The organism is Phenylobacterium sp. (assembly GCF_041691455.1).
Classification (GTDB): Bacteria; Pseudomonadota; Alphaproteobacteria; order Caulobacterales; family Caulobacteraceae; genus Phenylobacterium.
Map to the genome: position 1 here is coordinate 76,248 of NZ_JBEPUO010000005.1, position 13,300 is coordinate 89,547.

15 protein-coding genes and 1 pseudogene are annotated in these 13,300 nt (G+C 68.8%); 9 read left to right on the plus strand and 7 right to left on the minus strand.

The genetic code is table 11. The annotated features are described in order from the left end of the window. Positions 1-9: 9 nt before the first annotated feature. The 3 genes from ACESMY_RS09925 to ACESMY_RS09935 are packed head-to-tail and all read left to right on the plus strand — an operon-like array spanning position 10 to position 1,477. On the plus strand, positions 10-660 hold the full coding sequence (locus ACESMY_RS09925; protein WP_372784422.1) for a glutathione S-transferase family protein: 651 nt from the start codon (positions 10-12) through the stop codon (positions 658-660). Continuing rightward, entirely contained in the window at positions 660-1,001 is a 342-nt protein-coding gene (locus ACESMY_RS09930) for an ArsR/SmtB family transcription factor (protein ID WP_372784423.1), read from the plus strand. The genes ACESMY_RS09925 and ACESMY_RS09930 overlap by 1 nt, the downstream gene beginning before the upstream one ends. Beyond that, positions 998-1,477, plus strand: coding sequence for an SRPBCC family protein (locus ACESMY_RS09935; protein WP_372784424.1), 480 nt, complete (start codon positions 998-1,000; stop codon positions 1,475-1,477). The genes ACESMY_RS09930 and ACESMY_RS09935 overlap by 4 nt, the downstream gene beginning before the upstream one ends. 67 nt (positions 1,478-1,544) lie before the next feature. Here the strand turns inward: ACESMY_RS09935 and ACESMY_RS09940 are convergent, their stop codons facing one another. From ACESMY_RS09940 to ACESMY_RS09960, 5 genes are all read right to left on the minus strand, one after another. Continuing rightward, positions 1,545-2,027, minus strand: coding sequence for a DUF4410 domain-containing protein (locus tag ACESMY_RS09940; RefSeq protein ID WP_372784425.1), 483 nt, complete (start codon positions 2,025-2,027; stop codon positions 1,545-1,547). A gap of 23 nt (positions 2,028-2,050) precedes the next feature. After that, a complete protein-coding gene (locus ACESMY_RS09945) occupies positions 2,051-2,464 on the minus strand; it encodes a PEGA domain-containing protein (RefSeq protein WP_372784426.1) in 414 nt (137 codons plus the stop codon). A gap of 126 nt (positions 2,465-2,590) precedes the next feature. Then, positions 2,591-2,914 (minus strand): NIPSNAP family protein, encoded by a 324-nt coding sequence (locus ACESMY_RS09950; protein WP_372784427.1) that lies wholly within the window; start codon positions 2,912-2,914, stop codon positions 2,591-2,593. A gap of 13 nt (positions 2,915-2,927) precedes the next feature. Beyond that, on the minus strand, positions 2,928-4,304 hold the full coding sequence (locus ACESMY_RS09955; protein ID WP_372784428.1) for an L-serine ammonia-lyase: 1,377 nt from the start codon (positions 4,302-4,304) through the stop codon (positions 2,928-2,930). 39 nt (positions 4,305-4,343) lie between these two features. Beyond that, entirely contained in the window at positions 4,344-5,237 is an 894-nt protein-coding gene (locus ACESMY_RS09960) for a pirin family protein (RefSeq protein WP_372784429.1), read from the minus strand. Positions 5,238-5,377: 140 nt separating this feature from the next. Between ACESMY_RS09960 and ACESMY_RS09965 the strand changes: the two genes are divergently transcribed. After that, positions 5,378-5,881 (plus strand): GFA family protein, encoded by a 504-nt coding sequence (locus ACESMY_RS09965; protein WP_372784430.1) that lies wholly within the window; start codon positions 5,378-5,380, stop codon positions 5,879-5,881. Between the two features lie 4 nt (positions 5,882-5,885). Here the strand turns inward: ACESMY_RS09965 and ACESMY_RS09970 are convergent, their stop codons facing one another. Continuing rightward, positions 5,886-6,383: an Lrp/AsnC family transcriptional regulator gene (locus ACESMY_RS09970; protein WP_372784431.1), complete on the minus strand. Its 498-nt coding sequence runs from the start codon at positions 6,381-6,383 to the stop codon at positions 5,886-5,888. A gap of 244 nt (positions 6,384-6,627) precedes the next feature. On the opposite strand from ACESMY_RS09970, the gene ACESMY_RS09975 reads away from it, so the two are divergent. From ACESMY_RS09975 to ACESMY_RS09995, 5 genes and pseudogenes are all read left to right on the plus strand, one after another. Then, a complete protein-coding gene (locus tag ACESMY_RS09975; RefSeq protein WP_372784432.1) occupies positions 6,628-7,869 on the plus strand; it encodes a 3-methyl-2-oxobutanoate dehydrogenase (2-methylpropanoyl-transferring) subunit alpha in 1,242 nt (413 codons plus the stop codon). A gap of 2 nt (positions 7,870-7,871) precedes the next feature. Next, entirely contained in the window at positions 7,872-8,933 is a 1,062-nt protein-coding gene (locus ACESMY_RS09980; protein ID WP_372784433.1) for an alpha-ketoacid dehydrogenase subunit beta, read from the plus strand. 6 nt (positions 8,934-8,939) lie between these two features. Continuing rightward, on the plus strand, positions 8,940-10,235 hold the full coding sequence (locus ACESMY_RS09985; protein WP_372784434.1) for a dihydrolipoamide acetyltransferase family protein: 1,296 nt from the start codon (positions 8,940-8,942) through the stop codon (positions 10,233-10,235). Positions 10,236-10,239: 4 nt separating this feature from the next. Continuing rightward, positions 10,240-11,652 carry a dihydrolipoyl dehydrogenase gene (gene lpdA / locus ACESMY_RS09990; RefSeq protein ID WP_372784435.1) on the plus strand — a complete coding sequence of 471 codons (1,413 nt, stop codon included), beginning with the start codon at positions 10,240-10,242 and terminating at the stop codon, positions 11,650-11,652. Positions 11,653-12,242: 590 nt separating this feature from the next. Continuing rightward, a pseudogene (locus ACESMY_RS09995) lies at positions 12,243-12,353 on the plus strand (PEPxxWA-CTERM sorting domain-containing protein); the annotation flags it as partial. A gap of 18 nt (positions 12,354-12,371) precedes the next feature. Here the strand turns inward: ACESMY_RS09995 and ACESMY_RS10000 are convergent. Further along, complete coding sequence (locus ACESMY_RS10000; RefSeq protein ID WP_372784436.1) at positions 12,372-13,286, minus strand: sulfotransferase domain-containing protein; 915 nt, start codon at positions 13,284-13,286, stop codon at positions 12,372-12,374. Positions 13,287-13,300 lie beyond the last annotated feature (14 nt).

Genomic DNA, 13,300 nt, shown 5'->3' on the forward strand with positions numbered 1-13,300 from the left:
AGTCAGCCGATGTCGCTCACCCTCTACTACCACCCGCTGTCGTCCTTCTGCTGGAAGGCGCTGATCGCGCTCTACGAGGCCGACCTCGCCTTCGAGCCGCGGCTGGTCAACCTCGGCGACCCGGTCGACCGCGCGGCGTTCCAGGGCGTCTGGCCGCTCGCCAAGTTCCCGGTCCTGCGCGATGACGCCCACGGCCAGACCGTCCCGGAATCGACGATCATCGTCGACTACCTGGCCCAGCACTATCCGGCCGCCGCCGGCCTCGTCCCGACCGATCCCGACCTCGCCTGGCAGACCCGCCTGCGCGACCGGCTGATCGACAGCTACATCCACCTGCCGTTCCAGCAGATCGTCTCCGAGCGGATGCGGCCCGACGACAAGCACGACCCGTTCGGCGCCGAGCAGGCCCGCAGCCTCATCCGCCAGGGCTATGACATCATCGCGCCGATGATCGGTGACGCCTGGGCCATGGGCGAGACCTTCACCCTGGCCGACTGCGCCGCCCTGCCGGCCCTCTACTATGCCGACTATGGGGTGTCGCTCGCGGACTGGCCGGGGCTTGCCGCCTACCTCGGCCGCCTGAAGGCCCGGCCCAGCATCGCCCGCGTGCTGGCCGAGGCCGAACCCTACTTCCAGTACTTCCCGCTGAAGGACGGCTGATGCCTGCCGCCGGCGCCGACCTCGACCTGATGTTCCAGGCGCTCGCCGACCCCACCCGCCGGGCGATGGTCGAGCGGCTGGGCCGCGGCCCGACCTCGGTCAGCGACCTCGCCCAGCCGTTCGCCATGTCGCTGCCCGCCGTCGTCCAGCACCTGGCGGTGCTCGAGGCGAGCGGCCTAGTGGCCTCGGAGAAGGTCGGCCGCGTACGGACCTGCCGGATGGAGCCCGCCGCCTTCAGCCTCGCCGAACAATGGATCAACCAACGCCGAACCGATTGGGAGCGCCGCCTGGATCGCCTGGGCGAGCACCTTCGCCAACACCCGCAAGGAGAACCGAAATGAACGCCCAGACCACGCTTGAACGCAGCGTCGCCCACGGGGTCTTCACCGTCGAGCGCACCTATCCGTCGGTGACCCCGCAACGGGTCTACGACGCCTTCGCCACCGAGGCCGGCAAGGACGCCTGGTTCTCCGGCCCGAACGAGGCGTGGGACATCGTCGAGCGGAAGTTCGACTTCCGGGTCGGCGGCCGCGAGCGGCTGGTGGGCAAGTGGAAGACCGGCATGGTGACCGAGTTCGACGCCACCTACTTCGACGTCGTTCCGGGCGAGCGCATCGTCTACGCCTATGAGATGCGCATCGACGGCCGGAAGATCTCGGTCTCGCTGGCCACCTTCGAGTTCAAGGCGGCCGGCGCCGGCGCCAAGCTGATCATGACCGAGCAGGGCGCCTTCCTCGACGGCTACGACGACGCCGGCAGCCGCGAGCGGGGCAGCCGCGAGATCGTCGACAAGCTCAGCGCCTACCTGGAGGGTTGAGCGCGCGCGCCGCGCGACGCCGATGGCCCACCCGCCAGGGCGGGCGGCCATCGGCGCGCTGGATGGCCTACTTCGCCAGCGTCGCGGCGATCGCCTTGGCGGTGGCCGTGATCAGGCCGCCCTCCTGATCGCTGACCGCGCCCAGGGCGCCCGGGTTGGATTTGCGATCCACCTCGAACTGCCGGAGCACGGCGCCGGACGGGTCGCGCAGCGTCACCGCGACGTGCAGCCGGTTGCTCCCGGCCAGCATGCCGCCGAGGGCGCGGGCGGCGCCGCTGACTTCCTTGTAGTCGACCACGTTGAATTCGAGATTGGCCGCCTGGCCTCCCGAAGCTCCGCTCCCGACTTCGCCTTGGATGGCCTGCGTCAGGCGCGGCATCAGATCGCCGGGCAGATTGGTGGCCGACGACTGTCCATGGACGCTCTTCACCGCCAGCGACTGGCCGGCCACATGCGGCGCCGCGCCGGGCGCCGGGGTTTCCTTCACATCGGTCGAGCAGGCGGCCAGCAGGAGCGCCGAGGCCGCAGCGATGATCGTTATCCTGAGCATTTTTCGTCCCTCCGACTGAATCTCTATTGTTGTTGGGTGGGCTGGCCGGACGGATGTCCGTCATCCTTCTCGAGCGTGACGTTCAGCGGATTGGGAACCAGGTCATTCATGGCCCCGCTGCTGGCGTCGGCCACAGCGCCGATCACGCCACCCAGGATGACATTTCCGGCCATGGCTGCGCCGCCGCCGGTGGCGATGTGGTGGGTCACGCGGCCGGTCCACTCCCGGTAGCCAAGCTTGGTGATCGTCACGTTGAACTCAGCCTTGCGGCTGATCTTGAACGTGCACGGAGTCTGTTCGCAGCTGAACATGTTCGAGGTGCGGACCGCGGCGCCCGCGGGCGTCGTATTGACGGTCCAGGTGTCCTTGGTGCCGCGGGTAATCGTGGCGCAGCCGCCCAGCAGCAGGCACAGGCCTGCAGTTACAAGATACTTCAAGATTAAGCCCCCCAAAGCGGTCCCCCGACCGCGCGCACGGACGCTACGGCTAAGCTTGGCGGCCTGCAACGCGGATTTGCAGGTCGTCGGTTTGCAAGGGCGGCGAGACGGTCGGCCCGATGTCCCCTAGGCCGGATCTGCGACCTTGAAGAACGGGGCCGGGGTCAGGATCTGGTTTTCCTGCCTGGCCACCAGGGGCCCGACCTCGGCCACATAGGCCAGCCACTCCTTGTCGGCCCAGAGCGCCGCGCGCCGCTTGGCCCGCTCGTCCAGGCTGTCGTAGGCCCAAAGGTGGATCACCTGGTTGAGGGCGCCGACCTCGACGCTGTAGTAGCCGACGAGGTGACCGAGGATGCGCTTCTGCACCGCCAGGCCCTTCTCCCCATAGAGGCGGAGGTAGCGGCCGGTGGCGCCCAGGGCCAGGGTGTAGGTGCGCATCTCGACGATCATCGCGGGGGCTCCTTCAGCATTCCGCCAGGTTGACGGCCAGGCCGCCCAGCGAGGTTTCCTTGTAGATGTGGCTCATGTCCTCGCCGGTGCGCTTCATGGTGGCGATCACCTTGTCGAGGCTGACCGAGTGCTGGCCGTCGCCCAGCAGCGCCAGGCGCGAGGCGTCGATGGCCTTCACCGCGCCCATGGCGTTGCGTTCGATGCAGGGGATCTGCACCAGGCCGCCGATCGGATCGCAGGTGAGGCCGAGGTTGTGCTCCATGGCGATCTCGGCGGCGTTCTCGATCTGCGCGTTGCTGGCGCCCAGGGCCGCGGTCAGCCCAGCCGCGGCCATCGAGCAGGCGACGCCCACCTCGCCCTGGCAGCCGACCTCGGCGCCGGAGATCGAGGCGTTCTTCTTGTAGAGCGCTCCGATCGCCGCGGCGGTCAGCAGGAAGGTCCGCCGGCCGTCCGGCGTGCCCTGATGGAAACGGTCGTAATAGCGCAACACCGCCGGCACGAGCCCGGCCGCGCCGTTGGTCGGCGCCGTCACCACCCGCCCGCCGGCCGCGTTCTCCTCGTTCACCGCCAGCGCCCAGAGGTTCACCCAGTCGAGCGCCGCCAGCGGGTCGGCGATCCGCTTGTCGGCGTCGCTCATCAGCGACTGATGCACCTGGAAGGCGCGCCGCTGGACCTTCAGCCCGCCGGGCAGGATCCCGTCGGTGCGCATGCCGCGCTCGATGCAGGCGTACATGGCGGCCTGCACCTCATCGAGGCCGGCGTCGATCTCGGCGTCGGCATGGCGCATCCGCTCGTTGGCGCGCATCAGCTCGGCGATGGTCAGGCCCGCGGCCGACGCCATCTCCAGCAACTCGGCTCCGGAATCGAACGGGTAGGGGACCTCCACGAGAGCCGCGGCCTCCGGCGGGGTGTTCAGCCCCATCTCCCCCTCATCGCGTACGAAACCGCCGCCGATGGAGAAATAGGTCCGCTCGGCGATGGGCGCGCCGGCCGCATCGAAGGCGACGAACTTCAGCGCATTGGGATGCTGCGGCAGGCGGGTCCGTCCTTCCCACAGCAGGTCCGTCGCCTCGTCGAAGGCGATGCCGTGGCGGCCGGCCAGGTTCAACCAGTGGTTGGCGCGCACCTCGGCAATGACGCCGTCCGCGGCATCCGGATCGAGCCCGCGCGGTTCGAACCCGGCCAGCCCGAGGATCACCGCCCGGTCGGTGGCGTGGCCGCGCCCGGTGAGCGCCAGCGAGGCGTAGAGGGTGGCTTCCACCCGCGCGGTCTGGCCGACCCGATCCCCCAGCCGCTCCAGGAACCGGCAGGCGGCGGTCATCGGGCCCATGGTGTGCGAACTGGAGGGACCGATCCCGAGCTTGAAGAGGTCGAAGACGCTGACGTTCATGGGCGGGTGTGTAGCCGACTTCCGCTCCCGTGGAACGGGTCAGCTCATCGCCGGCGCCGGCCCGGGCGGATCGTCGGGCAGGGGGATGAACTCCTGGTCGTCGGCGTCGGGCAGCTTCATCCGCCCGGCGCGCCAGTCGGCCTTGGCCTGGGCGATGCGGTCCTTGGACGAGGCCACGAAGTTCCATTCGACGAGCCGCTCGCCGACCGGCTCGCCGCCGAGCAGCATGACGATGGCGTCGGTCACCGCGGTCACGGGCACGGTCATGCCGGGGCGCAGGACCGCCATCTGGCCCGCGTGGATCTGCTGGCCGTCGATCTCGACGATGCCCTGCGCCACATAGGCCGCGCGCTCGGGGTATTCCGCGGGCAGTTCGGCCGTCGCGCCGGCGTCCAGGGCCCAATGGACGTAGAACATCGGCGAGTGGGTCTTGACCTTGGCCTCGGCGCCGAACGCCTTGCCGGCGATCAGCCGCGCCCACATGCCGCCGCCCTCGTAGGTCGGCAGGTCAGCTTCGCCATGGTGGGCGAAGGCCGGATCGGTCTCCTCCTGGTCGGTCGGCAGGGCCACCCAGGCCTGGATGCCGTGCATGGTCCCGCCCTGCGCGCGCAGGTCCTCGAACCGTTCGGAGTGGGTGATGCCGCGCCCGGCGGTCATCCAGTTGACCTCGCCCGGCCGGATCACCTCGGTGGAGCCGACGCTGTCGCGGTGGGTCATCGCCCCTTCGAAGAGGTAGGAGACGGTGGAAAGCCCGATATGCGGATGCGGCCTGACATCGACGTTGCGCGGGAATCCCGGCTCGAACCGCGCCGGCCCCATGTGGTCGAAGAACACGAACGGCCCGACCATGCGGTGGGCGTGGAACGGCAGGACGCGCCCGACCTCGAAACCGCCGAGGTCCTTGCGCCGCTGGTCGATGACGAGCTCGATCATCCGGCCAACATAGGACGTCCATCGTATTCACGGGAGGGGCTAAGCCGCCGGCGGGATGAAACCTTCGCGACGATTGATGGCTCGACAAGGCCGCGGAGCGCCTGCGAAGGTCCGGCGCCTCGCGCGAACGAATGAGCCTCATGGACCTCAGCCTGAAATCCCCGTCCTGCGTGTGCGGGCGCGTCGTCTGCGAGGCCGTCGGCGCTCCGATCCTGAGCGCGGTCTGCTATTGCGAGGACTGCCAGGAGGGCGGCGCGCGGATCGAGGCGCTGCCCGGCGCGGCGCGCGTGCGCGACGCCGACGGGGGAACCTCGCTGCTGATCTATCGGGACGATCGGTTCCGGTGTGTCTCCGGCGCGGATCTGCTGGTCGACTACCGGCTCAAGGCGGGCTCGCCCACGCGCCGCGTGGTGGCCTCCTGCTGCAATTCAGGCCTGTTCCTGAAGTTCGGTCCCGGGCACTGGGTCTCGGCCTATCGCAACCGTTTCGAGGGCGACCTGCCGCCGGTCGAGATGCGCACCAGTGTTCGCCGCCGCCGCGCGGAAGGCCCGTTTCCGGACAATGCGCCGACCTTTGCGGGATTTCCGCCGCGTCTGCTTTTCAAGCTTCTCGGGGCCCGCATCGCGATGCTGCTGGGGCGCTAGGCGTTCAGCCCTGCGAGCTCACATAGGGGCTGATCAGGCCGAGGGGAGCCGCCGTGGTGTTCTTCACCGAGCGGATGACGATGCGGCTTTCGATGTTGGAGACCAGGCCCAGCGACAGGATGCGCTCGCGCAGGAACTCATCGAAGGCGTGCATGTCGCGGGTGACGACGCGCAGCTCATAGTCGGCCGAGCCGGTGACCGTGGCGCACTGCACCACTTCGGCGAGCTTGGTGATCGCGGTTTCGAAGGCGTCGAGGTTCTCGCGGGTCGGCAGCGAGAGCTTGACCGTGCAATAGACCTCGAACCCGAGGCCCAGTTTTTCGCGGTCGAGGATGGTCACCCGGCGCTGGATGACGCCCGCGTCCTCCAGCCGCTTGATCCGCCGCCAGCACGGACTGGAAGACAGTCCGACCCGCTCGGCGATCTCGGCCACGGACAGGCCGGCGTCGTGCTGGATGAGATCGAGTATCTTGGCATCGACGGCGTCCAGGACCTCAGACAAGTTTTCCTCCCCCTTGAGCGCCTTATCGGCCTTGTTCGTGCCCCGGAACCGACCGGCGGGGGCACGCTTTTGGCAAGCAATTGCGGCATACTTATATGATCTTCTAAGGGACGCGCGAGGGGCAGAAGGAAGAAAATTGCGATGTGGCGCCCTGAAGTGACGCTCGACGACAAGTTTCTGCTCCTCCCTCGCCAAATTTCCGACCCTCACCGCCCATTGCTCACCGATTCTGCAAGGACCGGCCATGAAGACGCTCAAGAACAGTCGGCCGCTTAGTCTCCATATCCCCGAGCCGCGCTTCCGGCCCGGCGAGACGCCCGACTTTTCGAACCTCAACATCGCCGAGGCCGGCGTGACCCCGCGTCCGCCGGTCGACAGCGAACCGAAGGACATGCGCGAGCTCGCCTATGGCCTGGTCCGCGTCCTGAACCAGGCGGGCGAGGCGGTCGGGCCGTGGAAACCCGACATCGACGTCGAGACGATGAAGCGCGGCCTGCGCGCGATGATGCTGACCCGCGTCTATGACGACCGGATGTACCGCGCCCAGCGCCAGGGCAAGACCAGCTTCTACATGAAGTGCACGGGCGAGGAGGCCGTCTCGATCGCCCAGGCGATGGTCCTGAACCACGACGACATGTGCTTCCCGACCTATCGCCAGCAGGGGATCCTGCTGGCCCGCGGCTACCCCATCGTCGCGATGATGAACCAGGTCTATTCCAACTCGCTCGACCCGATGAAGGGCCGCCAGCTGCCGGTGATGTACTCCTCCAAGGCCGACGGCTTCTTCACCATCTCGGGCAACCTCGGCACCCAGTTCACCCAGGCCGTCGGCTGGGCCATGGCCTCGGCCCTGAAGGGCGATGACCGCATCGCCAGCGGCTATATCGGCGACGGCTCGACGGCGGAGGGCGACTTCCATCACGCGCTGACCTTCGCCGCGGTCTATCGCGCGCCGGTGATCCTCAACATCGTCAACAACCAGTGGGCCATCTCGTCCTTCCAGGGCATCGCCGGCGGCGAGGAAGCGCCCTTCGCGTCGCGGGCCATCGGCTACAACCTGCCCTCGCTGCGGGTCGACGGGAACGACTTCCTGGCCGTCTACGCCGCGACCCAGTGGGCGGTCGAGCGGGCGCGCTCCAACCTGGGCGCCACGGTCATCGAGCATTTCACCTACCGCGCCGAGGGCCATTCGACCTCCGACGACCCGACCCGCTACCGGCCCGCCGAGGAGGCCAAGCTCTGGCCGCTGGGCGACCCCATCGAGCGGCTGAAGAGCCACCTGATCGGGCTGGGCGAATGGTCGGACGAGCAGCAGCAGACGCTGCACGAGGAACTGGTCGAGGAGGTCCGCGCGGCCGGCAAGGAGTCGGAGACGCACGGCACCCTGCACGCCGGCGACCGTCCCAGCGTCAAGACCATGTTCGAGGACGTCTACAAGGAGATGGACTGGCGCCTGATCCAGCAGCGGCAGGAACTGGGGATCTGACCATGAACAAGCCCATCGCCAAGCCCACCGCCGCCGACGCCGCGTCGGAAACGACCAAGATGAACATGATCCAGGCCATCAACTCGGCCATGGACGTCATGCTGGGGCGCGACCCCGACGTGCTCGTGTTCGGCGAGGACGTCGGCTACTTCGGCGGCGTGTTCCGCGCCACCGAGGGCCTGCAGAAGAAGCACGGCCTGAACCGCTGCTTCGACACCCCTATCGCCGAGGCCGGCCTGATCGGCACGGCGATCGGCATGGCGGCCTACGGCCTGCGGCCCTGCGTCGAGATCCAGTTCGCCGACTACATCTACCCCGGCTACGACCAGATCGTCTCGGAGGCGGCGCGCCTGCGCTACCGCTCGGCGGGCGATTTCTGGTGCCCGATGACCGTGCGCACGCCCTACGGCGGCGGCATCTTCGGCGGCCAGACCCACAGCCAGAGCCCCGAGGCGCTGTTCACTCACGTGGCCGGCATCAAGACCGTCATCCCGTCCACCCCCTACGATGCGAAAGGCCTGCTGATCGCCGCCATCGAGGATGACGACCCGGTGGTGATCTTCGAGCCCAAGCGGCTCTACAACGGCCCCTTCGACGGCAACCCCGACAACCCGGTGACGCCCTGGCAGAAGATCGAGGACAACAACGTCCCGGTCGGCCACTACACCGTGCCGCTCGGCAAGGCCCGCATCGCGCGGGAGGGCTCGGAGGTCACGGTGCTGGCCTATGGCACCATGGTCCATGTGGCGATCGCCGCGGCCGAGGCGGTGGGCGTCGACGCCGAGGTGGTCGACCTGCGCACGCTCTCCCCGGTGGACATCGAGGCGATCACGGCCTCGGTGAAGAAGACCGGCCGCTGCGTCATCGCGCACGAAGCGACACGCACCTCGGGCTTCGGCGCGGAGCTCTCCGCCCTTGTCCAGGAGGCCTGCTTCTATCACCTGGAATCGCCCATCGAGCGGGTCACCGGCTGGGACACGCCCTATCCGCACGCCTTCGAATGGGAGTACTTCCCGGGCCAGAAGCGGGTCGGCGCGGCCCTTAAGCGCGTGATGGAGGCCTAGCCAACCGTGGGACGTTTCGTCTTCAAGCTGCCCGACCTGGGCGAGGGCACCGCCGAGGCCGAGATCGTCGCCTGGCACGTGAAGGTCGGCGACGTGATCGCCGAGGATGCGCCGCTGGTCGACATGCTGACCGACAAGGCGACGGTGGAGATGACCTCGCCGGTCGCCGGCAAGCTGATCGAGGTGGCCGGCGTCGCCGGCGACATGGCCGCGGTCGGCAGCGCCATCGCGGTCTTCGAGGTCGAGGGCGCGGGCAACGCCGCCGGCAGGGGCGCGCCGCCGCCGCCCGCGCCGGCGCACGCCCCGGTTCCCGACGTCGCGGAGGTCGCCGAGACGCCGCCGTCCGCGCCGCCCCCGCCGGCGCCCGAGCCCAAGGCGGCGCCCCGGCCGGTCGCCGCCGCCGTCGCCATCCCCAGCCGCGCCGAGGGCGAGAAGCCGCTGGCCTCGCCCGCCGTCCGCCGCCGGGCCGAAGACCTCGGGATCAAGCTCGGCCACATCGCGGGGACGGGACCTGCGGGCCATATCACCCACGAGGACCTAGACGCCTTTATCGCCTCGCGCGGCAGCGCCGGCGCGGCGCGCGGTCCGGGCCTCGCGAAACGGCTGGCCGTCGAAGAGGTGAAGGTCATCGGCATGCGCCGGGCCATCGCCAAGCAGATGCAGGAGTCCAAGCGCCGCATCCCGCACTTCGCCTATGTCGAGGAAGTCGACATGACGGAGCTGGAGGCGCTGCGCGTCCACCTGAACGCCACCAAGCGGGACGACCAGCCGAAGCTGACCATGCTGCCGTTCATGATGCGGGCGCTGGTGCGGGTGCTGCCGGACTATCCGCAGATCAACGCGCGCTTCGACGACGAGGCCGGCGTGGTGCATCGCCACGCGGGCGTCCACATCGGGATCGCCACCCAGACCTCGAACGGGCTGGTGGTGCCGGTGGTCAAGCACGCCGAGGCGCTGGACGTCTGGGCCTCGGCGACCGAGGTGGCCCGCGTCGCCGAGATCGCCCGCTCCGGCAAGGGGTCGAAGGACGACCTGTCGGGCTCGACGATCACCATCACCTCGCTGGGTCCGCTGGGCGGCATCGCCACCACGCCGGTGATCAACCACCCGGAGGTGGCCATCATCGGCCCCAACAAGATCGTCGACCGGCCGGTGGTGCTGCACGGCCAGATCACCGTGCGCAAGATGATGAACCTGTCGTCGTCCTTCGATCACCGGGTCGTGGACGGCTACGATGCGGCGGCGTTTATCCAGCGGGTGAAGGCCATGCTGGAACACCCCGCAACCCTGTTCATGGACTGACCTTGTGGCGACGAAGACTGGGGCCGAGATAATCAACACCCGCCTCCTGATCCTGGGCGGCGGACCGGGCGGCTATGTCGCCGCGATCCGCGCCGGCCAGCTTGGGATCGAGACCGTGCTGGTGGAGGGCGACCGCCTGGGCGGCACCTGCCTGATCCGCGGCTGCATCCCGTCCAAGGCGCTGATCCATGTGGCGTCCAAGTTCGAGGGCATGGCTGAGGCCGCGCACAGCGCCAAGGACGGCATTTCGCTGAGCGCCGCGCCCACGCTCGACATGGGCCAGACGGTCGCCTGGAAGGAAACCGTGGTCGATAAGCTGAACGGCGGCGTCACCGCGCTCCTGAAGCGCGCCAAGACCCGCGTCATCGCCGGCTGGGGGACCTTCAGCGACGCCAAGACCTGCCATGTCGAGACCGCCGACGGCCCGGTCACCATCAAGGCCGAGACGGTGATCCTGGCCGCGGGCTCGGTCGCCGCCGCCCTGCCGCACATTCCGTTCGGCGGCGACGTGATCTCGTCCACCGAGGCGCTGGACCTGAAGGTGCTGCCGAAGCGGCTGGCGGTGATCGGCGCGGGCTACATCGGCCTCGAGCTCGGCTCGGCCTTCCGCAAGTTCGGCTGCGAGGTGACCGTGGTCGAGGCGCTCGACCGCATCCTGCCGCTCTATGACGAGCCCCTGACCAAGCCGGTGAAGGCCTGGCTGGAGAAGGCCGGCGTCACCTTGCGCCTGTCGGCCAAGGCGACCGGCTGGGCCAAGGGCGAGCTGACGGTCGAGCAGGGCGGCGAGACCCTGAAGATCCCCGCCGACAAGCTCCTGGTCACCGTCGGACGGCGGCCGCGGACCGAGGGCTGGGGCCTGGAGGAGATGGGCGTCGACATGGAAGGCGCGTTCGTGAAGGTGAACGAGCGCATGCAAACCTCGATGAGCGGGGTCTACGCCATCGGCGACCTGGTGGGCGAGCCGATGCTGGAGCACAAGGCCGCGGCCCAGGCCCACGTCGCCGTCGAGGTGATCGCCGGCCAGAACCGCACCTTCGATCCGGCGACCATCGCCGCGGTCTGCTTCACCGAGCCGGAGATCGTCTCGGCGGGCCTGCTGCCCAAGGAAGCCGAGGCCGCCGGCCACGATCCGATCAGCGCCGTCTTCCCCTTCCAGGCCAACGGCCGGGCGCTTTCCATGGAAGCCGGCGACACCGGCGGGTTCGTCCGCGTGGTGGCCCGCAGGTCCGACCACCGCGTGGTCGGCCTGCAGGCGGTCGGCGCCCATGTCTCCGAGCTCTCCGGCGAGTTCGCCATGTCCATCGAGATGGGCGCGCGGCTGGAGGACTTCGCCGGAACCATCCACGTCCACCCGACCCTCTCGGAAGCCGTCCACGAGGCGGCGCTGCGGGTCCTCGGACACGCCATCCACATCTAGGTCCCGGCCGCCCGGAGCTGACCCGGGCGGACTCGCCTATCAGGAGAAATTGGTGGCGCCGCGTTAACCAAGAATTTACGCTGAAAACTCCGGTGCTGTTGGGGGCTGTCGGAGGGCGATCCAACAGGGGTGGGACTCAGATGAAATTCGCAAACTCGAAGCGTATGTTGGCGATGGCCGGCTGCGCGGCGGCGCTCTTCACGGCCGCGGCCCCGTCCGTCGCAAGCGCCGACGTGACGTGGACGGTGACCGGAAACTTCGACGATGGCGGGACGCTCTCGGGCTTCTTCAACATCAACGTCTACGGCTTCCTGGCCGGCTATGACCTGAAGACGACGGCCGGGAGCACCGACGCCGCCTTCGACTACAACCCGTCGAACAGCTACTATTCCAACGGCACGTTCTATGTCGACGCCCAGCCGCTCTATCAGAGCGACCTTCACCTGCAGTTCACCGACGATCTCGGTGTCGCGGTGGCCAACAACCCGATCCTGGGCGGGCACAACGGGCCGTCGTGGGAATGCCAGGGTTCGTACAACTGCTACCTGCCGACCACCGGGGCGATCCGCTACCTCACCACCGGCTACGCCAGCGGCGCGGTGCCGGAGCCGGCCGTGTGGGCGATGCTCCTGGTCGGGTTTGGCGGCATCGGCGGCGTGCTGCGCATGGCTCGCCGCAAGGGCGCCCTGGCGACCGCCTGAACGAATACGACGGCGGGGCTAGCCGACGCTCCGCCGCCGTATCTCCGCCTCCAGCGCCGCGTAGTCGGCGAAGCCGGTCACCGGGGTCACGAGCTCGGCCCACTTGGCGTCGAGCGCCGCGGAGATTTCCGGCGAGAGTTCCTGCCGGTAGCCGCCGGAGCCGCCCTTGCGGACCTTGGCGGAGTCGCTGCCCGGCGGCAGGTTGCAACGGGCCTCCGAGGCCGTGCGCATCAGAAGGTCGTCGAAGCGATCCTTGTGCTTGAGCATGAAGGGGAAGGACGAGCGCTCCAGCGTCAGCGCCAGCAGCTCGTCATCCAGCGGGATGCCGGCGAAGGCCGCGACCTGACGGATGGTCGCCTCCGGCGCGGCGTTCATGCCCTCATAGGAGAGGATGAGCACATCGGGGTTGTCCCGCTCGGCCCACCAGCTCAGGAGGTGGCTCCAATAGTCCCGCCCATCCTCGCTGCGGCTGATCCAGGCCTTGGCGAAGTCGTCGATCAGCACCGTGCCGGGCTCGATGAACCAGCCCTCCATGAACCGAAACATGGAGACCACGGCGTCCTTCGGGTCGCGGAAGGCCACGACGTATCGGGCGCCCTTGGGGACCATGGCGTAGGACAGGTGGCTCTTGAAGCCGCGCGGCTCGGCGCGCTGCGGGGCGTCCAGGTCGACGCCCGCGATCACCGCCATTTCGAGCCAAGGTACGACCCGCGAGATGTCGTCGAAGTCGAAGTCGCCGCGGGTGCGCAGGGTATGGAAGATCTGCTGCAGCCAGGTGGTCCCGCACTTGGCGTAGGGGGTGATCACGACGTCGCTCGGCCGGGGCCGGTAGGACTGCAGTCCCGCCCCGATGTCGGCGGGGACGAACATCCTGCCGCCCAACTCGCCCCATTCGGCAAGGCTGCGGGCGCGGCGCCCGACGATCTGATCCATATGCGTGTCCCCCG